Below are 19,986 nucleotides of genomic sequence, written 5' to 3' on the forward strand. Positions count from 1 at the left end.
CGCAGCCGGCCGCGCCGGGCGGGGCGACCACGGAGGCGGCCACCGCCATCCTGCGGAGCATGGGCAGGCTCCCCGACACCACCCGTCACCTATACCCCAACAGCAACGCCTGGGTGGCGAACGGCCCGGCGACCGGCGGCGGCGCGCTCCTCGCCGGCGACCCGCACCTGAAGCTGTCGCTCCCCTCCTACTGGTACCAGGTCTCGCTCAAGTCCCCCGGGTACGACGTCACCGGCTCCAGCCTGCCCGGCATGCCGGCCGTGCTCATCGGGCGCAACGCCGACATCTCCTGGTCCATCACGGCCGTGCAGAACCAGTCCACCTTCTTCTACCGGGAGAAGACCGATCCGCAGCACCCGGACGCCTACTTCTGGAAGGGCGCCTGGCATCCCGTGCAGAAGGTGAAGTACACCGTTCCGGTCCGCGGCGGCGCCGCCGTACCGATCGAGGTCGCACTCACCGTGCACGGTCCACTGCTGACGAAAAAGGGCGAGACCACGTCCGTCGAGTGGATGGGCAACCGTCCCTCCCAGAACCTCACCGCGCTGCTCGACCTGAACGCAGCCAAGGACTGGGACGGCTTCCGCGCCGCGCTGCGGAGCTGGCAGGCCCCGGCCCAGAACTTCGCCTACGCCGACAAGAAGGGCAACATCGGGGTGATCGCCCCGGGTTCCTACCCACAGATCGCCTCCGGCGACGCACGCGGACCGCTCCCCGGCACCGGTGAGTCGGACGTCGTCGGCGCCATCCCCTTCGACGCGGTGCCGCAGGTGTACAACCCGCCGTCCGGGCTCCTGGTCACGGCCAACCAGCGGCCGGTCGGCCCTGACTACCCGTACTACATCGGCCCGGCGGCGAACTTCGACACCGGTTACCGCACCAACCGCATCCTCGCCGAACTGTCCCGGCCCGGCAGGCCGCAGACCGCGGAAGGGTTCCGGGCCCTGCAGAACGACGTCACCGATGAGCTCGCCCAGCGCATGGTGCCCAAGCTGCTCCAGGCTCTGGAGGGCGCGAAGCTGACGCCGCAGCAGGAGGAGGCCCGCAAGCTGCTGGCCGGGTGGAACGCCTCGATGGACGCCGAATCCCCGGCCGCCGCCATCTGGTTCGCCTTCTACGGCGGCTACGTCGAGGAGGTGTTCAAGCCCTGGTGGGACTCGGCCAAGGTGCCGGTGGACGTCGACCCGGCGGGCCTGGACCTGCTGCGCACCCCGGTCTCGCTGATGCAGAACCTGGAGAAGTGGACCTTCACGGACCCGGAGAACCCCGCGTTCACCGCTCCGGGCGGCCCGCGGCGCACCGCGCCCGACGCGATGCGCGCCGCCTTCACCGGAGCGGTCGCGTACCTGGACGGCCGGCTCGGCGGGAAGCCCGCCGAGTGGGAGTGGGGCCGCATCCACGAGCGGGTGGTGCCCTCTCTGACCGGTGCCCCCTCCCTGGGCGACGGCCCCTACCCGGCGGGCGGCAGCCCCTGGACCGTCAACGTGGCGGACAACGGCCTGCGTTCCGACTACGGGCCCAGCCTGCGGATGGTCGTCGCCTGGAGCCCGGCGGGCACGGCGGACGCCCGCGCGGTCTACCCCGGTGGCCAGAGCGACAACCCCGCCTCCCCCTGGTACAAGAACCTGGCCCCGGACTGGTGGAAGGGCTCCCTCCGCCCGCTGCGCACCACCGACGAGCAGGGCGAGGGCGACATCCGCTGGACCTTGCGAAGCGAAGGGTAAGCCCCATGCCGACGACCACGGACACCAGTACGCAGGCCTCGGCCCCGGAGCCGGACCTGCCCACGGCCACGGACGACGCCCCCGGCGCGGAGGCTGGCGTGGACCCCGGCCCCGGCACGACGGCCGGCCCTGGCCCGCGTGCTCCGCACCGCGTGGCCGCCGCCGCGGTGATGGTCGGCGGAGGGACCGCCGCCGCCCTGGGCACCCTCGCCGGCCTCTGGTTCGTGCCCTTCCTCGTCGGCGCCGTGGCAGGTTGCACCAGCCGGTTCCCCCGCAAGGGCCCCCGCCTGTCCCGCGGCTACCTCACCGCGCCCCTCGCGGCTGTCCTCGGCTGGGCGCTCCCCCTGGCCGTGCAGGCCCTGGGCGGAGCTCCGGTGGCCGAGGTCGCCCGGACGACCGCCGCCCTGGCCGGTCTCCCGCCGCTCGCTGGCGCCGTCGTGGCCACCGCCCTGCTGATCGCCCTGGTCCAGGCAGTGCTCGGGGTCTGGGTCGGCCGCACCCTGGCAGCCCCCGGCCGATCTGCTGGGGACCGCCCCGCGACCACCCGGCCGACAGTCTGACCGGACCTGCCAAGACTCCCCGCCCCCTCCCCAGAAGGGAACACCACATGGCGCTGTCCCTCATCGGCAGCAAGATGGCCACGCTTTCGGGCCTCCGCAGCATCATGGAGGACATCGCCGTCAGCACCGCGTCGGGCCCGGCGGACTGGCTCAACCTGGGCATAGGCAACCCAGCCGCGATCCCCGGGACGATCGCCGAGTGGCGGAGCCTGACCGAGGAGGCGCTGGCCGAGGACTTCGCCTCGGCCGGCTGCCAGTACGGCCCGTCCCGCGGGTCGGCCGCCCTGGTCGAGGCGATCACCGGCTACTTCAACGAGCGGTACGGCTGGTCGCTCACCCCGCACAACGTCGCGGTAGGACCGGGCAGCCAGATGCTCTGTTTCACCGCCGCCGCCCTGTTCGCGGGCCCCGGGGGAAGCGCCGGCGCCGGAACCACCGCCGGCACGAAGGTGGTCCTGCCCATGGCCCCGGACTACACCGGGTACCAGGGCCTGTGCCTGCACCCGGACGGCGTAGCGGGCATCCCCGCCACGCCGGTCTCGGAGGACACCCACCGGTTCCGCTACGCCCTCGACTTCGACGCCCTGGAGCGGCAGCAGGACATGGGCATGCTCCTGCTGTCCAGCCCGGGCAACCCTACCGGGCGCGCCGTCGACGCCGCCGAACTCGACGCCCTGATCGGCCTCGCCCGCCAGCGGGACATACCGCTGCTGCTGGACCACGCGTACGGGGAGCCGTTCCCCCGGATCGCGCCGACCCCCACACCCCCGCCGCTGGACGAGCACGTGGTCAACTGCTTCACCCTCTCCAAGGCGGGACTGCCGGGCGAGCGCATCGCCTTCGCCGTCGGGCCGGCGCGCTGGATCACCCCGATGGTCTCGTTCCTGGCCAACTCCGTCCTGCACGCCCCGCAATTGCAGCAGTCAGTCGTCGCGCGCGCCCTCACCTCGGGCCGCCTGGACCGGCTCGTCACCGACACCGTCTCCCCCTTCTACCAGGAGCGCCGCCGCCTGGCGGAGAAGCTCTTCGAAGAGGTTATGCCAGAGTCGGTGCCCTGGCGCCTGCACTCCGGTGACGGCGGCATGTTCTGCTGGTTCTGGATCGACGACGACCGCTTCGACGACACGGCCCTCTACGAACGCCTCAAGCAGGACAGGGTTTTCATCGTTCCGGGCCGCCACTTCTTCCCCGACACCTACAGTACCTCCCACCGCACCCGCTGTTTCCGCGTCAGCCTCAGCCCCGACGTGGACACCCTCACGGAAGGCATCACGCGTATCGCACGTGCCCTCCGCCGCTGACGCGCGGCCGCGCCGACACCCGCCCGTCCCGGTCCACAGACCGGAGCGGGCGTCCTCGTCTGCCGACCCCGGCGGGAATCGATGGCGCTATGGAACGGCACTCCGTGCCATCAGGCGCCAGCTTCTTGTCATGGCGCAGCCATGCCTTTGGGGCCAGGTTGGTCCACACGGCCCCAAGCCCCTACGGCGACCAGCCGCGCTGTGGCTCGCGGTCACCGCGGACGTCAGCGGCGACGAGGCGCGCGCCCTGGCCGACTGGCTGACGTGCGTCTGCGGGGATTCGGCCCCGAGTTCCTGGTGATGCCGCGGCCCCGGATGGCACCACGCGTGTCCCCCGTGCCGCCGGCGAGGGACGAGAGGGAGGGCGGCATGCCCCGGATCAACTTCCGGCTCACCCACCCACCTCAAGGCCCGCGTCGAGGACCTGGCCGAGCACGTCCGTATCGGTCAACGTCTGGCTCGTACGGTTTCGTCTGCGATCACGAGGTGGGGTTGATGTCAACTCCCTGGCGACGACGGCGTTTTCGGGACTGTCGGCGCTCGTCGTTGAGGATGTGACGGATGGCGGTGCGAAGGTGCTGGCCACAGCGCGAACCCGGATGATGCGGTGCCCTGTCCGGTGTGCGCAACCTCGACGGCGATAGTGCACGGGTCCACCTCTGGACTGTGACGGATGTTCCGGTCGACAACCGTCAGGTCGTCGACCGTGTCCGGGACCGGAGGCTGGTCTGCCCGGTCCTGAGCTGACCGCATCAGACCTTCCGGGAACAGACCCCGGGGCTGTTGAAGCGTCATCAGCGCCGCACCGTACGCCTTGGGGCCAGATATCGCAGATGGCACGGGAATTGTGCGGCCGGGCAGCCTCCCGCCTCGCCGACGTCCTGGCCATGCCGGTCTCCCGCAGCATCACAGTGCGCAGGCAGCAGCGTTGGAGTCCCGGCTGCGCAAGCTGGTTCTGTCCCGTAATCGGGACAGAACCATTGGCTGGACACCTCCCACTGTCAGGCGTGGACGAAGAAGGCGGGCTCATAGACGTTTGCCGTGCCGACGTCCTCGTACACCACAGTGGGGCGCAGCCGGTTCCATCGGTGGCCGAGGAGCAGGGCGAGTCCCATGGGGCAGGCGAGGAAGACGGGGGTGGGTACGGGCGGGGTGGCGCAGGGCGTCGCGGATGCCGACGGCGAGGGCGCTGGCGGCGTGGCTGTCGAGGACGGAGCGGTCCTTGGGTCCGGCGGGCGGGGTGAGGATGAGGAGTCGGGATGCGGGGATGTTGTGTTCTCGGAGGTACTCGAGGACGTCCTGGGTGAAGTCGTGGGCCTTGACCGTGACGTTGATGCCGATGGCGAGGTCGTCGCCCTGGCCGATGTCGTGCGCGTTGACGGTGGGTTCGCAGCCGGCGTCGTAGGTGTCGCGGGTGGACCACAACTCTCCGCGCTGGAGGACGGCGAGGTCGGCTCCGGTGACCATGCGGAATGCCGTGCCGGTCAGGAATGCGGGAGCGAGGCGGAGGCTTCCTGACACGGAGACGTCGCTGCGGCCGGGCAGGTGGGCAGGCGCCGACTCGATGTCGTTTTGGAGCTGTGTCCAGGTGGCAGGCGCGAGCGGGCGGCGTTTGGTGTATGCGGAGTCGGTCTCGAACCGGTCGATCCAGTTGATGGTGTGGTCGGCCTCGTCAGCGAGCGGGTCGGGTTTGAGGGTGGCGATCGACAGGATCGCGTGAGCGGGCCCCGTTCTGAGGTCGAGGGTGTCGACGGCCGCTTTGACCATGTCGAGGGTGATGGTCCGGTGGCCGTTGCGGACCTGCTGGGCGACCCAGTTGGTGCCTTCGTCGACGGCGTGGCTGTCGTTGCGCAGACCGCAGACGGCCATCAGGAGCTGCAGGTGCTCGTGTACGTGTGCCAGTTCTCGGGACAGGTCGAAGCGCAGCCGGGAAAGGAGATCGTGAAGCTCGGTGTCGGTCAGGCCGGCGTTCTGGGCCCAGCGGGTTCGCGCCTGGCCGGTCTTCGAGCGTGCGGTGCCTTCGGCGGCTTTGGGCAGCAGCAGCTGGGTGCGGGCGTCTCGGACGGCGATGAGAGGGTCGCTGGGATCCGGGGCACGGTTGGTGATGATGGCGAGGTCGACGTCGATGCCGTCGGCGGTGAGAGTGCGCCAGGTTTTGGCGATCTTCTTCAGGATGGACGGACCGCCGGTGGGACTGGGTTTGGTGAGGTACTCCTCGTTGACGGGTGTGGTGCTGCTGACGGTGTACTTGACCTGGCTGTAGGTGTGGGGCGGGGTGCGGCGCCGAAGGACGACGTCGTCGAGGTTGCCTGCGTCGTCGGCTTCGACGCCGACGGAGATGACGGGGTTGGCGGCGTGGATGGCGTTCTCGCGCAGGAGGGTGATGCAGCCGGTCCAGGCGATGAGCCACTGGTAGTGGTCACCGGTGATCCTGACGCTGGTGGGGCTTGGTGCCGGGAGGGGTTTCATCGGCCGTCCTCGGTGAACACAGGGCTGGGCTGGGTCAGTTCTGCGAGGGCGAGGAGGTCCTCGTCGGTGACGGGGCGGTCGGGGAATGCGTTGAGGACTGCGGCGGGGATGAGCCGCTGGGTGAGGTCGGAGTAGGTGTATCCGGGTCGGTCGGGGCCGGGGCCGGTGATGGTGACGAGCTTGTCGAGGGTTTCGGCGTGGATGCCCGTGCCGTTGAGGGCGGCGGCAAGGACGGTGCGGCGCTGCTGCTCGTCGGGGCGGGTGAAGGTGAACGTGGCGGCGGCCCGGCGCATGATGGCGGGGTCCAGTGCGCCGACGCGGTTGGTGCACAGGACGACGATGACAGGGATCTTGGTGCCCACGAGGCTGTCGATGCCAGCAAGGAAGGCATCGACGCCGGCGCGGTCTTCATGGTGCATCTGTTGGGCTTCGCGTGACTGAACGAGGGCGTCGGCCTCGTCGACGACGAAGACCATGGCCGAGTTGATACCGCGAGGTCCGGTGGCACGGCGGCCGGCGGTGTGGAGGTGGGAGAAGGCGTCGCCGATCAGGGAGGTCATCTCACCGACGAGGCCGCTGCCGCGTGTGGCGAGTTTGAGGCGGTAGAGGAAGACGGGCAGGTTCAGCTGGTCGGCGAGGTCACATCCGAAGGATTCGGCGAGTGCGGACTTGCCGGAGCCGACGTCGCCGGCGAACACGAACAGCGGCGCCCTGTCGGTGAACAGGTCAAGGGCGGCGACGCGGCCGTGGTGGAAGGAGTCGGCCCACGCCTGCAGGCGGGTGGGGTCAGCCAGCAGGAGTGCTTCTTTCCGCAGGCGCAGCTTTACGTCGTCCAGGCCGACCAGGCGGTCGTAGCGGGCGCGGCGGGTGGTGTCGGGGAGTTCGATGACGGGGTGGAACAAGTCGTCCTGGCTGGTCATGGTCGCTCTTCCTGCTGGGCTACTGGGCGAGGTAGATGTCGCGGGAGACACCGGCGCCGTTGCGGGCGTAGCCGTTTCCCGTGGTGGTGCCGGACAGGGCCGTGGGGGCGTCGGCGGTCGTGCGTGAGAACGGCAGGTTGGCCTTGACGGCGTCCTTCTCACCGGCGGTCAGGGCGCCGTATGCGGTGCTGTAGCTGAGGTAGCTGTAGAAGCTGTAGCCGGTGAGTTCGGCGGCGCGGGGCAGAGTGCCGGGGCGGCTGTCGGTGAGATGTCCGCCGGTGGTCGCTTTGTAGCGCAGGCGCAGCTTCCAGGTGTGGGTGACGCTGTCGCGGAAGCCGTAGTCCACGGTGTCGAGGTAGCCGTCGCGCAGGAGGAGGGCGACTTCTTCGACGTAGTTGTCGATGCTGTCCAGGGCGGGTGTGCCGTAGTAGTTGTTGAGCAGGCGCAGGTCAGCGCCGATCTTGGCGCCGACGTAGCGGGCGTCGGTGATGGTGAACGATGAGGATCGGGTGTACGAGCCGGTCATGGTCATGCTCCCTGGAAGGTGGGGCCGAACAGCTCGCGCCAGGCGTCGTTCGCGTCGCCCTTCGTGGGAGCGCAGGCTGCCCAGGCGATGGCTTCCAGGGCGGTGTTGGCGTGGTCGACCAGGCGCAGTCGGTCGGCTTCGAGGTAGGTGCCGGCGACGTTGTTGGCGGGGTTGACGGGGTCCCACACCCGGATGGGTTCGTGGGAGGGGGCCACGTGGTCGGCTGTGTAGTAGTCGGTGAAGACGACGGGGGTCTGCAGGCCGCTTCGGACGATGTAGGACAGGACCTGCTCGATGGCCCGAGGGTAGTCGTCGACCTGGAGCTTCTCGCCGTTCCATCCGGTCTCCTCGAGGTGGGCGACCAGGAGCTCGAGGAGGAAGCTCTTGCACCGCAGGTCCGGGTCGTGGAGCTTGCTCTGGCGGATCCATCCCTTCAGCAGGCGGATCAGTTCGGCGTAGCCGGGGCCGGCGGCCTTGCGGCGCTTCTCGATGAAGTTCATCACTACGAAGAGCTTCATGCCGTTTGTGATCTACCGAGTGATCTTGGGACTTGTGCTGTTCATCCTGGTCGGAACTGATGTGCTCAGCCCGCACGCCGGAGAATCGGGGGATTAGAACAGCCGCCGCGGGGAAGACGAGCGCCTCACCGAGGCCGTAACCTGGTGCCATGCCCCATTTCCACCGCACGACCCTCCCCCGTACGAAGGAAAACCGGCTGTCCGCCGCTGAGCTGAACGCACGCATCCGCGAACTGTGGGCGGACGGGGAGCTGCCCGAAGAGCGGCGGCGGGAGTACGAGGCCCTGGTGGTGCAGTGGGCCGCGGCGACGTCCCGCACCCCTGCCGGCCACGCGGCCTGACCGTCCGCGCCGCCCCGCTTCACCGGCTTGCCCGCCGGGCTCTTCGGAGCCCGGCGGCTGCATGCCGGGCCGACCCGGCCGAGGGGCCGGGGCGCTCGGATAGCCTGAGCGCACGATGAATCGTTTGACCACGTCTTGGGGCGAGTTCGAGCTCACCCGCTTCCCTGAGGACCCCCGCGACCCGCTCCGCGCCTGGGACTCCTCCGACGAGTATCTGCTGCGCTGCCTGGACGGCATCGAGGACGCCCCGCCCGTCGACCTGTCCGGCACGGTGGTCGTGGTGGACGACCGCTGGGGCGCGCTCACCGTGGCGCTCGCCGGACGCCCGCCCGGACAGACCGCCCGGATCCGCCCCGTGCAGATCTCCGACTCCTACCTCGGCCGCCGGGCGACCGAGTCGAATCTCGCGCGCAACGGCATCGACCCGGCCTCGGCAAGGCTGCTGACCGCACGGGACACACCGCCCGGGCGAATCGACGTGCTGCTGATCCGCGTGCCCAAGAGCCTCGCGCTGCTTGAGGACCAGCTGCACCGGCTGGCGCCCGCCGTGCACGCGGGGACGGTCGTCATCGGCACCGGCATGGTCCGCGAGATCCACACCTCCACCCTGGCGCTGTTCGAGCGGCTCATCGGCCCGACCAGGACCTCGCTCGCCGCCAAGAAGGCGCGGCTGATCTTCTGCACTCCGGACCCCGCACTGCCGAGGCAGGCCAGCCCCTGGCCGCTTCGCTACCGGCTGCCCGCCGACACCGGGGCGCTGGCGGGGGTCGCCGTCACCAATCACGCGGGCATCTTCTGCGCCGACCGGCTGGACATCGGCACACGCTTCTTCCTGAGCAAGCTGCCCGAGCGCCACGGCCCCGAACGGGTGGTGGACCTCGGGTGCGGCAACGGCATCGTGGGCACGGCGGCCGCCCTGGCCAACCCCGAGGCCGAGGTGACCTTCATCGACGAGTCGTACTCCGCCGTGGCCTCCGCCGAAGCGACCTACCGCGACAACGTCGTGGAGGCCGGGGCGGCAGGCGGACACGCCGGCGCCCGCTTCCTCGTCGGCGACGGCATGGCGGACCTCCCCGACGGCAGCGTCGACCTGGTCCTCAGCAACCCGCCGTTCCACTCGCACCGGGCGACCAGCGACGCCACCGCCCGCCGGATGTTCGGCGGGGCGCGGCGCGCACTGCGCCCGGGCGGCGAGCTGTGGGTCGTCGGCAACCGCCACCTCGGCTACCACATCCGGCTGCGCAGGCTCTTCGGCAACTGCGAGACGGTCGCCGGCGATCCCAAGTTCGTCGTGCTGCGCGCCGTCAAACGCGGCTGACGGGCCTCGCCCCGCGCAAGGGCCTATCCGCGCGCACCCTTGGCGCGGCCCGCGCGGTGGCCGACACTGAGCCGATGACGCAGCGTGTGGATCTCACGACCGTGATGCACCGGCTCGCCATCGACGATGTCGTCTCCCGCTATGCCGGTGCGGTGGACGACGGCGACTGGAGCGCCTACCGGTCCCTGTTCGCGCGGGGAGGCCGCGCGGACTACCGCAGCTCCGGAGGGATCGAGGGCCCGGCGGACGAGGTGGCCGAGTGGCTGGCGCAGACTCTGCGGGTCTTTCCGGTACGCCAGCATCTGATCGTCAACCGGCGGGTGCGGCTCCAGGACCTCGGCGGCTACCCGGGGGACTCGGCCGAGGTGCAAGCCGACTATCTCAATCCGATGCGCCTGGACTCCGGCGAGGACTTCACCTCGGGGGGCCGGTACGCGTTCTCCCTCGTACGCACCGACAGCGGCTGGCGGCTGCGCTCCGCGGTGATCCACGAGAAGTGGCGGAGGACCGGTCGCCTCGGGCCTGACGAGGGCTGATGCGCCTCGTGTGGTCTGTCCCGGGGCGTTTGTCTCCCCCACACTGGAAGGAACACTGCTCGCGTGTCCCGGTCCGACCGGCCGGGGAGGCGGGACGAGGAGGCGCGGCATGCGGATCGCGGCAGAGAGGCACGGCGACCCGCCGGGTCGAGCGTCTTCGCCCCTCGCACGGGGCGGGGCGGTCCTCGTCGCCGGTGCACTGCCCGTGCTCGCGTTCCCCGAGCCGTCTCTGTGGTGGCTGGCGTGTGTCGCGCTGGTCCCCTGGCTGCTGATTCTGCGCACCGCGCCTTCGGGCCGCCGCGCGGTCTTCGAGGGGTGGCTCGGCGGCACCGGCTTCGTCATCGCCATGCATCACTGGCTGACGCCGAATCTGCATGTGTTCATCCTGGTGCTGGGAGCGCTGCTGGGCCTGCTGTGGGCGCCGTGGGGCTGGCTGGTGCGGACGCTGCTGGGCGGCTCGCCGTCCGCCGCGCGCGGGGTCGCGGCCGTGCTCGCCGTGCCGTCCGGCTGGCTGATGATCGAGCTCGTACGGTCCTGGGAGGGGCTCGGCGGCCCCTGGGGACTGATCGGGGCGAGCCAGTGGCAGGTCGATCCGGCGCTGCGACTGGCGTCCGTCGGCGGCGTATGGCTGCTGAGTCTGCTGATCGTCGCGGTGAACACGGCTCTGGTGCTGCTTGCGACATCGCGGGCGGCCCGCCTCCCCGCCCTTGCGGGACTGCTCGTCGTCGCGCTCGCCGTCCCCGCGGCCTGGCTGTGGGCCCCGCGTCCCGACCCCTCAGGCCGTACCCGCGTCGCCGTCGTCCAGCCGGGCGTCGTCAACGGCATCGAGAGCATCGAGCGGCGCTTCGACCGCGGTGAGGAGCTGACCCGGAGCCTGGCCGGCCGGGACGTCGATGTGGATCTGGTGGTCTGGGCGGAGAGCAGCGTCGGCGCCGACCTGATCCGCCGCCCCGATCTCGCCGGACGGCTCGCCGCGCTGTCCGGCGATGTCGGCGCACCGCTGCTGGTCAATGTGGACGCGCGGCGCGCCGACCGGCCGGGCATCTACAAGAGCAGCATGCTCGTCGGTCCTGAGGGGCTGACCGGGGGACGCTACGACAAGATCCGGCTCGTGCCCTTCGGCGAGTACGTCCCGGCCCGTGCGCTGCTGGGCTGGGTGACCTCCGTGGGTGAGGCCGCGGAGGAGGACCGCAGGCGCGGCACCCGGCCGGTGGTGCTGGAGCTGCCCGGCGACGGTCTGCGCATCGGTCCGCTGGTCTGCTTCGAGACGGCGTTCCCCGATATGAGCCGGCGGCTGGTCCGCGACGGGGCGCAGCTGCTCGTCGCCCAGTCGGCGACCTCCACCTTCCAGGGCAGCTGGGCGCCCGAGCAGCATGCTTCGCTGGCGGCGCTGCGCGCGGCGGAGAGCGGCCGCCCGATGGTGCACTCCACGCTGACCGGGGTGAGCGCCGTGTACGACGCCGAAGGGGAGGGCATCGGCCGGGCGCTGGGCACCAAGGAGAGCACGACCGCCGTGTACGAGGTGCCGCTGGCCGAGGGCTCCACGCTCTATGCGCGCTTCGGCGACTGGCCGGTGTACGGCGCGCTGGCGGTGCTCGCCGGGCTCAGCGCCGTGGCGGGCGCCCGTACGTTCAGGCCGTCTGCTCAAGGGCCTGGAGCACCACGCGCTCGCACAGTTCGTGGGTCTTCAGGGCGTCCGCGGGACTGAGGGTCTTTCCGGCCCGTACGGCGTCGAGGAAGGCGAGGACAGCCTGTTCGATGCCGCGCTGGCGGGCGACCGGAACCCAGTCGCCGCGGCGGCGCACGCTCGGCTGGCCCTTGTGGTCGACGACCTCCGCGAGATTGCGGACCTCCCGCTTGGTGTCCTGGCCGGACACCTCGAGGATCTCCTCGGCCGAGCCGCTGAGCCGGTTCATCACGCCGATGGCGGTGAATCCGTCGCCGGAGAGCTGGAGCACCACATGGTGCATCAGCCCGTCGCGGACGCGGGCGCGCACATCGGTGTGGTCGACGGGTCCGGGCAGCAGGAAGCGCAGGGTGTCCACGACGTGGATGAAGTCGTCGAGGACGAGGGTGCGGGGGTCTTCGGGGAGACCGACGCGGTTCTTCTGCATCAGGATCAGGTCGCGCGGATGCTCCAGGCACTGGGCGTACGCGGGCGCGAAGCGGCGGTTGAACCCGACGGCCAGACTGACCCCGCGCCGCTCGGCGAGTTCGGCGAGCCGCCGGGATTCGGCGAGTTCGTAGGCGAGGGGCTTGTCGACGAATACGGGCACCCCGGCGTCCAGCAGCCGGCCGACGATCTCGGCGTGCGCGGCGGTCGGGGCGTGGACGAAGGCGGCGTCCGGCGACTCGGCGAGCAGTGACGCCAGGTCGTCGTGGCGGCGTCCTGCGGGCACATGGAGCATGTCGCCGATCCGCGCGAGCGTCGCCGGGGTGCGGGTCTGCAGATGCAGGTCCACTCCGGGCAGGGTGGAGAGCACGGGGAGATAGGCCTTCTGCGCGATGTCCCCGAGCCCGATGCAGCCGACCTTCACGTCGGTCCTCCCTACAATGCGCCGTCAGTGTGACCGTTGCCGCGGTTGCTTGGTTTGTGCTCCGGCGGCACCGGCAGCATACGTGCGCTGCGGCGGGCGGAGGCGGCCGAGCCGATAGCCCGATAATCCATGGCGTGCCGCGCTGCGCTGATCGATGATGGCCGCCATGACGACAACGCCCGACCGCACCGAACCCTCCACCACCGCCGGCGAACGCGCCATGCTGGAGGGCTGGCTGGAGTTCCACCGCGAGACTCTTGAGAGGAAGTGCGCGGGCCTGACCGACGAGCAGCTGCGCACCGCGTCCGTGCCGCCCTCGGACCTCTCCCTCCTCGGCCTCGTCCGGCATATGGCCGAGGTGGAGCGCGGCTGGTTCCGGCGGACGCTGGCGGGCGAGGACGCGCCGCCGCTGTACTACGACGACGAGGACCGGGACGGCGACTTCCACCCCACGGAGCAGGACACCTGGGAGGAGGCGCGGGCCACCTGGCAGGCGGAGATCGCCCGGGCCCGGGAGCTGGCGGCGGACCGCTCGCTGGACGACCTGGCCGCCCGGACGTCACGCGCGGGTGAGTCGTACAACCTGCGCTGGATCCTCACCCACATGATCGAGGAGTACGCCCGCCACAACGGCCACGCCGACCTGCTGCGCGAGCGCGTCGACGGCTCGACCGGCGACTGACCGTCCGGCGGTCCGGAGCCACGGCGGCGTCACCCGTGCGGGCCATTTGACGGCCGTACGGCTGAGAAGGCGCCCGGCGGGCAGCAGAGTTGCGCGGGTGCATGAGACCCGAACCGCGTTATGCGTACTGGCCGGGGTCGTTGTCTGTGCGGCCGCGTCGGGCTGTGTGGCCGTGGAGGCGGGGCCGGTGCCGCCGCCGCCCGCCCGACACGCCCCGCCCTCCTCACAGGCGGTGACTCCGCAGATCGTGCAGGGGCCGGGCCGCGAGGCCCTGCGGCGGCCGCCCGCAGACCCGACGCCGGGTGGTGACGCCTCGCCGCGGACCTCCCGGGCCGCCGCCCCCGCCTCGAAGGACGCCGCCGCCCCGCAGCCGCGGCGTCGCCCCGCCCGAGCCGCCCAGCCGCCCGTACGACAGCAGCAGCAACGTCCGGCGACGGACGAGGCCCCTCGACCGCGCCCCGGCACGCAGACGCCGCCCTGGCGGCCCGCACCCGCGTCCCCGTCACTCACCCGCCCGGCCGATACGCCGCCGCCCGTGCCCGTCGTACGGCCGGACGTCTGCGCCTGGGGCGAGGAGTACGGCGGGTGGCCGACGGACAGCCCCCAGGCGGTGACCTGCAAACAGGCAGCCGGAGGCTGAGCCGCCGCAGGCGTACCCGGAGGGTGAGGACCGGGGGTCCGGGGGCCGAGCCCCCGGCGCGGGATCCGGGGGCGGAGCCCCCTAGGCCAGCCGGCTCTCCAGCCGCGCGATCGCCGCCCGCACCCCGTCCCCGTACCCGTCGTCCCCCAGCGCGTCCGTCGCCGCCCGCGCCCGGTCGAGATGGACGCGCGCGGCCTGGAGCCGGTGCAGCTTCACATAGTCCGCGGCGAGATTGAGATGGAGCGACGGGTACAGGGACCGCACCGCCAGCGCCTTCTCGTGCCGGGCGAGCCGCTCCTCGCCGAGCCCTTCCGCCGCCGACAGCGCCCGCAGGTCCCAGGCCAGCTCATCGCCGGGGTCGTCCTGGGCGTCGGCCATATAGTGCGCGAGGGTGCACCGGTGCAGGGGATCGCCTTCCTGGCCGATCTCGCCCCAGAGCGCGGCGAAGCGGTTGCGCGCCTCTTCCCGGTCGCCGCCGTGCAGCAGCATGGCCGCCTGCCCGATCCTGGTCATCATGGCGTCCCCCGACGCCTGCTGCCGCTCCGCCACTGGGCCTGCACCTCCCTCGCGCCGATCCTCTCAGCCCAGATCCGGGATCCGCCAGTCGATCGGCGCGTGCCCCTGGGCGGCGACCGCCTCATTGATCTGGGTGAAGGGCCGGGACCCGAAGAACTTCTTCGCGGACAGCGGCGAGGGGTGTGCGCCCTTGACGACCACATGGCGCTCCTGGTCGATCAGCGGGAGCTTCTTCTGCGCGTAATTCCCCCACAGCACGAAGACCGCCGGATCGGGCCGCTCGGCGACGGCGCGGATGACCGCGTCCGTCACCTTCTCCCATCCCTTGCCCTTGTGGGAGTTCGCCTCGCCCGCGCGGACCGTGAGCACCGCGTTGAGCAGCAGGACCCCCTGGCGGGCCCACGGCATCAGATAGCCGTTGTCGGGGATGGGGTGGCCCAGCTCCTCGTGCATCTCCTTGTAGATGTTGCGCAGCGAGGGCGGGACCTTGACGCCGGGCCGCACCGAGAAGCACAGACCGTGCCCCTGCCCCTCCCCGTGGTACGGGTCCTGGCCGAGGATCAACACCTTGACCTGCTCGTAGGGCGTGGCCTCCAGGGCGGCGAAGACCTCCTCGCGCGGCGGGTAGACCGGCCCCCTGGCGCGCTCCTCCTCGACGAACTCCATCAGCTCCTTGACATAGGGCTTCTGCAGCTCGTCGCCGAGGACGCCGCGCCAGGACTCGGGCAGCATGGCGGTGTCGGTCACGTCAACAACCTCCGGTACGGGATCAGTTCGCGATCCGTGGCTCAGGTGCTCAGATGCTCGGATCACAGAACCTACCGGGGACCACTGACAACGGCCCCGCAGCCCGGGCTGCCGCCGGGGCCGCGGGGCCGCTGAGCCGGTGTCGGCCTACCAGCTGGCCTTGCGGTACAGCTCCCACATCTGCATGACCGTCTGCGGGTCGAGGGCGCGCTCGCCGCCGCCGATCTCCTCGCTCGCGGCCACATACAGCTTGCCCTGCCACAGCGGCAGCAGCCGGACGTCGTCGACGAGGATCTCCTGCGCCCGCTCGAACTGCTTGGTCACCGCTCCCCGGTCGCTCTCCCGCCGCGACTGCGGCAGCAGCTGCTCGGTGATCTCCGCGTTCTCGTACGGGGTGCTGAGCACGTTGTTCTCGCCGACGAACGGGGCGATGAAGTTGTCCGGGTCCGGGAAGTCGGGGAACCAGCCGCGGCCGAAGACAGGGTAGTCGCCCGCCTTGTAGCCCTTCTGGAAGTCCTTCTCCGGCCTGCCCTCGATGGTGATCTCGAACAGACCGGAGGCGTCGAGCTGCCGCTTGAGCTCCTCGAACTCCGCCTTGGTGGCCGAGCCGTAGCGGTCGGTGGTGTACCAGAAGGTCAGCGGCACCGGCTCGGTGATGCCTTCTTCCTCCAAGATCTCCTTGGCCTTCTTGACGTCCGGCTCCCCGAAGCGGTCGAAGAACTCGGTCGTGTGGCCGGAGATGCCCTTGGGGACCATGGAGTACAGCGGCTCGGCCGTGCCCTGGTAGACGCTGGCCACGAGGGTGTCCCGGTTGACCAACTGTGCGATGGCGCGCCGCACGGCGAGCTTGCCCGCCATCGGGTCCTTCGAGTTGAAGACGAGGTAGCGGATGTCCGCGCCGACCGTCTCGACCAGCTGGAGGTGCTCCGTCCCCTCCCGCTTCTCCTGGATCTCGACGACCCGGTTCGAGGTCAGACCGCGGTAGATCGCGTCGATCTCCTTCTTCTTCAGCGCCTCCACCAGGACGTCCGACTCCTGGAAGTAACGGATCGAGACGCCGTCGTTCTGCATATTCGCAAAGCCCTGGTACTTGGCGTTCTTGACCAGTTCGGCCTTCTCACCCTTCTTGTACTCGGACAGCACATAGGGGCCTGATCCGGTGAGCTTGCCGTCTTCGCGAAGTTTGTCGGCCGGGTACTCCGAGGGCGGGACCAGCGACATGGCGGGCGTGGCCAGGATGAAGGGGAAGGTCGCGTCGGCGGCCTTGAGCCGGAACGTGATCGTGTCCTGACCGCTTGTCTCGACGCGGTCGAGGGAGCCGAGCAGACCGTTGGGGCCGCCCTCCACATCGATCGTCCTTATCCGGTCGATGGAGTGCTTGACGGCCGCGGCGTCCAGCGTGTCGCCGTTGGAGAAGGTCAGCCCCTGGCGCAGCTTGCACTGGAAGACCTTGTTGGAGGCGTCCGTGAAGCGGCAGTCCTCGGCGGCGTCGGGCTGCGGAGCGCTGCTGCCGGTCGGGAAGCTGAGCAGCGTCTGGTAGACGTTGCGGAACAGCTCCCACGATCCGTCCCAGGCGGCAGCCGGGTCGAGAGTCGTCGGTTCACTGGTGGTGCCGACGATGATCTTTTCGCCGTCGCCGGAGTCTTCGTCCCCGAACAGACCGCATCCGGCCAGCAGAGATATGGACGCTAGGGCTGCAGCGGCCTGCAGACTGGTCCGGTAGAACACTTGCACGCTCCTCGTTCAGCCATGGGTCGGCAGACGATACCGCAGGGCCCTGCCGGGTCAATGGAGAGGTCCGGCAGGGCACTTGGCTCAATCACCAGCAAGCCAACAAATGGCACAAGTGGTGCAGGCTGCCTCAGTGCACTCCGGCATTGAGGAAGATACCCCCATCGACCACCAGTGTCTGCCCGGTGATCCAGGCGGACTGGTCGGAGGTGAGGAACGCGGCCGCGCCCCCGATGTCCTGCGGCACGCCGAGCCTGCCCAGCGGGTAGGCGGCGGCCGCCTCCGCCTCACGGCCCTCGTACAGCGCCTGGGCGAACTTGGTCTTGACCACGGCGGGGGCGATCGCGTTGACCCGTACGCCCGGCGCGAATTCATGCGCCAGCTGGACGGTCAGATTGATCATCGCCGCCTTGCTCATCCCGTATGCGCCGATGAAGGGCGAAGGGGACAGTCCGGCCACCGAGGCGATGTTCACGATCGCGCCGCCGTGCTCCTTCTGCCAGGCCCGGTAGACCTGCTGGGCGAAGCCGAGCGCCGAGATCACATTGGTCTCGTAGACCTTGCGGGCCACGCCGAGGTCGAGGTCGGCCATGGGGCTGTAGACCGGATTGGTCCCGGCGTTGTTGATCAGGAAGTCGACGCGGCCGAAGGCCTCCATGGTCCGCTGCACCGCGACGGCCTGGTGCGCCTCGTCGTGGGCCTTGCCGGCGACGGCGATCGCGCGGTCCGCGCCGAGCGTCTCCACGGCCTCCTTGAGGGCGTCCTCGCCGCGTCCGGTGATGCAGACCCGGTCGCCGCGGGCCACCAGCGCCTCGGCGACTCCATAGCCGATGCCGCGGCTGCCGCCGGTGATGAGCGCGACCTTCCCGCTGTCGGCCGGCGGCTGTTCCCGCTGTCCCTGCTGTGCGGCCATCTCGGTCATCTCGGTCACCTCCGGTTCAGTTGAGCGGTCCGCCGGCCACATACATGACCTGGCCGGAGACAAAGCCCGCGTCGTCGCCCGTGAAGAAGGCGATCGCGTTCGCGATGTCCTCGGGCCTGCCCACGCGCTGGACGGGGATCTGGCTGGCGGCCGCCGCCTGGAACTCCTCGAAACCCATGCCGATGCGGGCGGCCGTCTGGGCGGTCATCTCAGTGACGATGAAGCCGGGGGCGACGGCGTTCGCGGTGATGCCGAACTTGCCCAGCTCCTTGGCGAGGGTCTTGGTGAAGCCCTGCAGTCCCGCCTTGACCGCCGAGTAGTTGGCCTGGCCGCGGTTGCCCAGCGCGGAGCTGGAGGAGAGCGAGACGATACGGCCGAAGCCGGCGTCCACCATGTGCTTCTGGCAGGCCCTCGCCATCAGGAACGCGCCCTTGAGGTGCACGTTCATCACGGTGTCCCAGTCGGACTCGGTCATCTTGAACAGCAGGTTGTCGCGGAGGACGCCCGCGTTGTTGACGAGGATGGTCGGCGCGCCGAGCTCGTCGGCGACGCGCGCCACGGCCGCCTCGACCTGCGCGGCGTCGGAGACGTCACAGCCGACGGCCAGCGCCCGGCCGCCCGCGGCGGTGATCTTCTCGACGGTCTCCTCGCAGGCCGTCTCGTCGAGGTCGAGCACGGCGACGGCGCGGCCCTCGGCCGCCAGCCGTACCGCGGTGGCGGCGCCAATGCCCCGTGCCGCGCCGGTCACGACGGCGACGCGCTGCTCGGTGGTGGACATGCTGTCTCTCCTCGCCCTGGGAATGGCCTTGGATGCCTGACGGATGCCGAGGGCCGTGCGGCGGAGGCTCACCAGGGGCCTGTCCCGCACTCCCGCTGGTGAGCGACCGCTTAGTACCTTCGGCAGACGAGACGCTAGAAGCCCTGGCACCCGGTGTCAACGGCCGCCGCACCCGCCCCGCCAGCCGCCATGCCGCGCGGCCGGTCAGCGTTTGAGCAGCCGGTCAGCGTACGAGCAGATCGAGAAGCCGTTCGACCTCTGCTTCCGGGTCCGCGGTGAGCCCGGAGTGGACGGGACCCGGCTGGACGACGGTGGAGCGCGGCGCGATCAGCCAGCGGAAGCGCCGTCCCGCGTCGTCGCCCGCCGCCTGCCCGGCCTCCCGCCCGCCCCGGCACACGCCTTCGACGGCCCGCAGTGCCGCCCGTACCCCGGCGACGTCCGCCTGCGGGTCCAGGGCCCTGAGCTTCGCCTCGTCCAGATGCGTCCGCGCCGCGACGAAGGACCGGGCGCGGCAGTAGACGACCACACCCGCGTTGAAGCACTCGCCGCGCTCGACCCGCGGCACCACGCGCAGCAGCGCGTACTCGAAGACATCGCGCTCGCTCACTCGCCCGCGCCCTTTCCGGTCAGCCAGCCGGGAGCCTGCGAGGGGCGGTCGGCGGTGGGGGCGCCGACGACGATCCGCTCATGGATCGTCGCCGCGCGGGGCAGCAGCGTCTCCACATAGGCGCGGCGCACGGCGTCCGGGCCGTCGAAGCCGGGCTCCCCGGCCAGCCATGCGTCGGGGACCTCGGCGGTCACCTCGGTCAGCAGCTTCTCGGTGACCTGCGGCGCGAGCTCCGCGGCCGCGGCGGCCACATCCGGCCCGAAAGGCGCGAGGGCATGGTCCGAGGCGTCGTATCCCTTGGCCGCGGAGGCCGCCGCACCGGGCCAGTTGTGGTGCCAGATCATGGTCGCGCCGTGGTCGATGAGCCAGAGGTCGCCATGCCACACCAGCATGTTCGGATTGCGCCAGGAGCGGTCGACATTGTTGATCAGCGCGTCGAACCAGACGACCCGGCCCGCCTCGGCCGGGTCCACCGCGTAGGCGAGCGGGTCGAAGCCGAGCGAACCGGGCAGGAAGTCCATGCCGAGGTTCAGCCCGCCGCTGGCCTTCAGCAGCTCCTGCACCTCCTGGTCCGGCTCGGCGCGCCCGATGACCGGGTCGAGCTGGATCCCCA

The 19,986-nt window shown here is 70.8% G+C and carries 21 protein-coding genes and 2 pseudogenes; 10 read left to right on the forward strand and 13 right to left on the reverse strand.

Annotation, left to right across the window (positions count from 1 at the left end; genetic code table 11):
- From OF819_RS28110 to OF819_RS28120, 3 genes are all read left to right on the forward strand, one after another.
- Positions 1 to 1,724, forward strand: a 1,724-nt coding sequence (locus tag OF819_RS28110; protein ID WP_267246469.1) for a penicillin acylase family protein, incomplete at its 5' end; no start/stop codon positions are given.
- A 5-nt stretch (positions 1,725 to 1,729) separates the two neighbouring features.
- Entirely contained in the window at positions 1,730 to 2,284 is a 555-nt protein-coding gene (locus OF819_RS28115) for a hypothetical protein (protein WP_267246470.1), read from the forward strand.
- A 47-nt stretch (positions 2,285 to 2,331) separates the two neighbouring features.
- Positions 2,332 to 3,585: a valine--pyruvate transaminase gene (locus OF819_RS28120; RefSeq protein ID WP_267246471.1), complete on the forward strand. Its 1,254-nt coding sequence runs from the start codon at positions 2,332 to 2,334 to the stop codon at positions 3,583 to 3,585.
- Positions 3,586 to 4,586: 1,001 nt separating this feature from the next.
- On the opposite strand, the gene OF819_RS28125 is transcribed toward OF819_RS28120, so the two are convergent.
- The 5 genes and pseudogenes from OF819_RS28125 to OF819_RS28145 form a co-directional block, all read right to left on the reverse strand.
- Positions 4,587 to 4,700, reverse strand: a complete 114-nt coding sequence (locus OF819_RS28125; protein WP_267246472.1) for a hypothetical protein — start codon at positions 4,698 to 4,700, stop codon at positions 4,587 to 4,589.
- A gap of 97 nt (positions 4,701 to 4,797) precedes the next feature.
- Positions 4,798 to 6,054, reverse strand: a pseudogene (locus OF819_RS29165) (SAVED domain-containing protein); the annotation flags it as partial.
- Entirely contained in the window at positions 6,051 to 6,974 is a 924-nt protein-coding gene (locus tag OF819_RS28135) for an AAA family ATPase (protein ID WP_267246473.1), read from the reverse strand. The gene OF819_RS28135 and the pseudogene OF819_RS29165, both read right to left, overlap by 4 nt.
- A gap of 19 nt (positions 6,975 to 6,993) precedes the next feature.
- The gene (locus OF819_RS28140) at positions 6,994 to 7,500 is read right to left on the reverse strand and encodes a hypothetical protein (protein ID WP_267246474.1); all 507 of its coding nucleotides are present in this window, start codon (positions 7,498 to 7,500) and stop codon (positions 6,994 to 6,996) included.
- Positions 7,501 to 7,502: 2 nt separating this feature from the next.
- Entirely contained in the window at positions 7,503 to 8,018 is a 516-nt protein-coding gene (locus OF819_RS28145) for a hypothetical protein (RefSeq protein ID WP_267246489.1), read from the reverse strand.
- Here OF819_RS28145 and OF819_RS28150 point away from each other — a divergent pair.
- The 5 genes and pseudogenes from OF819_RS28150 to lnt form a co-directional block, all read left to right on the forward strand.
- Positions 7,990 to 8,115, forward strand: a pseudogene (locus OF819_RS28150) (undecaprenyl-diphosphatase); the annotation flags it as partial. The gene OF819_RS28145 and the pseudogene OF819_RS28150 overlap by 29 nt on opposite strands.
- Before the next feature lie 52 nt (positions 8,116 to 8,167).
- Positions 8,168 to 8,359, forward strand: a complete 192-nt coding sequence (locus tag OF819_RS28155) for a hypothetical protein (protein WP_267246475.1) — start codon at positions 8,168 to 8,170, stop codon at positions 8,357 to 8,359.
- 115 nt (positions 8,360 to 8,474) lie between these two features.
- The gene (locus tag OF819_RS28160; protein WP_267246476.1) at positions 8,475 to 9,677 is read left to right on the forward strand and encodes a methyltransferase; all 1,203 of its coding nucleotides are present in this window, start codon (positions 8,475 to 8,477) and stop codon (positions 9,675 to 9,677) included.
- A gap of 74 nt (positions 9,678 to 9,751) precedes the next feature.
- Positions 9,752 to 10,213 carry a nuclear transport factor 2 family protein gene (locus tag OF819_RS28165; RefSeq protein ID WP_267246477.1) on the forward strand — a complete coding sequence of 154 codons (462 nt, stop codon included), beginning with the start codon at positions 9,752 to 9,754 and terminating at the stop codon, positions 10,211 to 10,213.
- Between the two features lie 109 nt (positions 10,214 to 10,322).
- Positions 10,323 to 11,921: an apolipoprotein N-acyltransferase gene (gene lnt, locus OF819_RS28170; RefSeq protein WP_267246478.1), complete on the forward strand. Its 1,599-nt coding sequence runs from the start codon at positions 10,323 to 10,325 to the stop codon at positions 11,919 to 11,921.
- On the opposite strand, the gene OF819_RS28175 is transcribed toward lnt, so the two are convergent.
- The gene (locus OF819_RS28175) at positions 11,845 to 12,750 is read right to left on the reverse strand and encodes a Gfo/Idh/MocA family protein (RefSeq protein ID WP_267246479.1); all 906 of its coding nucleotides are present in this window, start codon (positions 12,748 to 12,750) and stop codon (positions 11,845 to 11,847) included. The two genes, lnt and OF819_RS28175, sit on opposite strands and share 77 nt — an antisense overlap.
- A gap of 166 nt (positions 12,751 to 12,916) precedes the next feature.
- On the opposite strand from OF819_RS28175, the gene OF819_RS28180 reads away from it, so the two are divergent.
- Both OF819_RS28180 and OF819_RS28185 read left to right on the forward strand, forming a co-directional pair.
- The gene (locus OF819_RS28180) at positions 12,917 to 13,432 is read left to right on the forward strand and encodes a DinB family protein (protein ID WP_267246480.1); all 516 of its coding nucleotides are present in this window, start codon (positions 12,917 to 12,919) and stop codon (positions 13,430 to 13,432) included.
- 97 nt (positions 13,433 to 13,529) lie between these two features.
- Positions 13,530 to 14,072 carry a hypothetical protein gene (locus OF819_RS28185; RefSeq protein WP_267246481.1) on the forward strand — a complete coding sequence of 181 codons (543 nt, stop codon included), beginning with the start codon at positions 13,530 to 13,532 and terminating at the stop codon, positions 14,070 to 14,072.
- Between the two features lie 81 nt (positions 14,073 to 14,153).
- On the opposite strand, the gene OF819_RS28190 is transcribed toward OF819_RS28185, so the two are convergent.
- The 7 genes from OF819_RS28190 to OF819_RS28220 all read right to left on the reverse strand — a co-directional run.
- Positions 14,154 to 14,621 (reverse strand): hypothetical protein, encoded by a 468-nt coding sequence (locus tag OF819_RS28190; protein ID WP_267246482.1) that lies wholly within the window; start codon positions 14,619 to 14,621, stop codon positions 14,154 to 14,156.
- 30 nt (positions 14,622 to 14,651) lie between these two features.
- A complete protein-coding gene (locus OF819_RS28195) occupies positions 14,652 to 15,335 on the reverse strand; it encodes a uracil-DNA glycosylase (protein WP_267246483.1) in 684 nt (227 codons plus the stop codon).
- A gap of 147 nt (positions 15,336 to 15,482) precedes the next feature.
- On the reverse strand, positions 15,483 to 17,063 hold the full coding sequence (locus OF819_RS28200) for an ABC transporter substrate-binding protein (protein WP_267246484.1): 1,581 nt from the start codon (positions 17,061 to 17,063) through the stop codon (positions 15,483 to 15,485).
- A gap of 133 nt (positions 17,064 to 17,196) precedes the next feature.
- Positions 17,197 to 17,979, reverse strand: coding sequence for an SDR family oxidoreductase (locus tag OF819_RS28205; protein ID WP_267246488.1), 783 nt, complete (start codon positions 17,977 to 17,979; stop codon positions 17,197 to 17,199).
- Between the two features lie 25 nt (positions 17,980 to 18,004).
- Positions 18,005 to 18,766, reverse strand: coding sequence for a 3-oxoacyl-ACP reductase FabG (gene fabG / locus OF819_RS28210; RefSeq protein WP_267246485.1), 762 nt, complete (start codon positions 18,764 to 18,766; stop codon positions 18,005 to 18,007).
- A gap of 223 nt (positions 18,767 to 18,989) precedes the next feature.
- The gene (locus OF819_RS28215; protein ID WP_267246486.1) at positions 18,990 to 19,373 is read right to left on the reverse strand and encodes a DUF3037 domain-containing protein; all 384 of its coding nucleotides are present in this window, start codon (positions 19,371 to 19,373) and stop codon (positions 18,990 to 18,992) included.
- On the reverse strand, positions 19,370 to 19,986 hold a 617-nt coding region (locus OF819_RS28220), incomplete at its 5' end, for a hypothetical protein (protein WP_267246487.1). The genes OF819_RS28215 and OF819_RS28220, both read right to left, overlap by 4 nt.

The organism is Streptomyces sp. PR69 (genome assembly GCF_026420845.1).
In the GTDB taxonomy this organism is placed as follows: Bacteria; Actinomycetota; Actinomycetes; order Streptomycetales; family Streptomycetaceae; genus Streptomyces.

Bases quoted from the DNA above. Each gene is read 5' to 3' on its own strand.
- OF819_RS28180 (WP_267246480.1), top strand. From the start codon at position 12,917: ATGACGACAACGCCCGACCGCACCGAACCCTCCACCACCGCCGGCGAA.
- OF819_RS28120 (WP_267246471.1), top strand. From the start codon at position 2,332: ATGGCGCTGTCCCTCATCGGCAGCAAGATGGCCACGCTTTCGGGCCTC.
- OF819_RS28165 (WP_267246477.1), top strand. From the start codon at position 9,752: ATGACGCAGCGTGTGGATCTCACGACCGTGATGCACCGGCTCGCCATC.
- fabG (WP_267246485.1), bottom strand. From the start codon at position 18,766: ATGTCCACCACCGAGCAGCGCGTCGCCGTCGTGACCGGCGCGGCACGG.
- OF819_RS28115 (WP_267246470.1), top strand. From the start codon at position 1,730: ATGCCGACGACCACGGACACCAGTACGCAGGCCTCGGCCCCGGAGCCG.
- OF819_RS28125 (WP_267246472.1), bottom strand. From the start codon at position 4,700: ATGGGACTCGCCCTGCTCCTCGGCCACCGATGGAACCGGCTGCGCCCC.
- OF819_RS28160 (WP_267246476.1), top strand. From the start codon at position 8,475: ATGAATCGTTTGACCACGTCTTGGGGCGAGTTCGAGCTCACCCGCTTC.
- OF819_RS28155 (WP_267246475.1), top strand. From the start codon at position 8,168: ATGCCCCATTTCCACCGCACGACCCTCCCCCGTACGAAGGAAAACCGG.
- OF819_RS28135 (WP_267246473.1), bottom strand. From the start codon at position 6,974: ATGACCAGCCAGGACGACTTGTTCCACCCCGTCATCGAACTCCCCGAC.
- lnt (WP_267246478.1), top strand. From the start codon at position 10,323: ATGCGGATCGCGGCAGAGAGGCACGGCGACCCGCCGGGTCGAGCGTCT.
- OF819_RS28140 (WP_267246474.1), bottom strand. From the start codon at position 7,500: ATGACCGGCTCGTACACCCGATCCTCATCGTTCACCATCACCGACGCC.
- OF819_RS28205 (WP_267246488.1), bottom strand. From the start codon at position 17,979: ATGGCCGCACAGCAGGGACAGCGGGAACAGCCGCCGGCCGACAGCGGG.
- OF819_RS28145 (WP_267246489.1), bottom strand. From the start codon at position 8,018: ATGAAGCTCTTCGTAGTGATGAACTTCATCGAGAAGCGCCGCAAGGCC.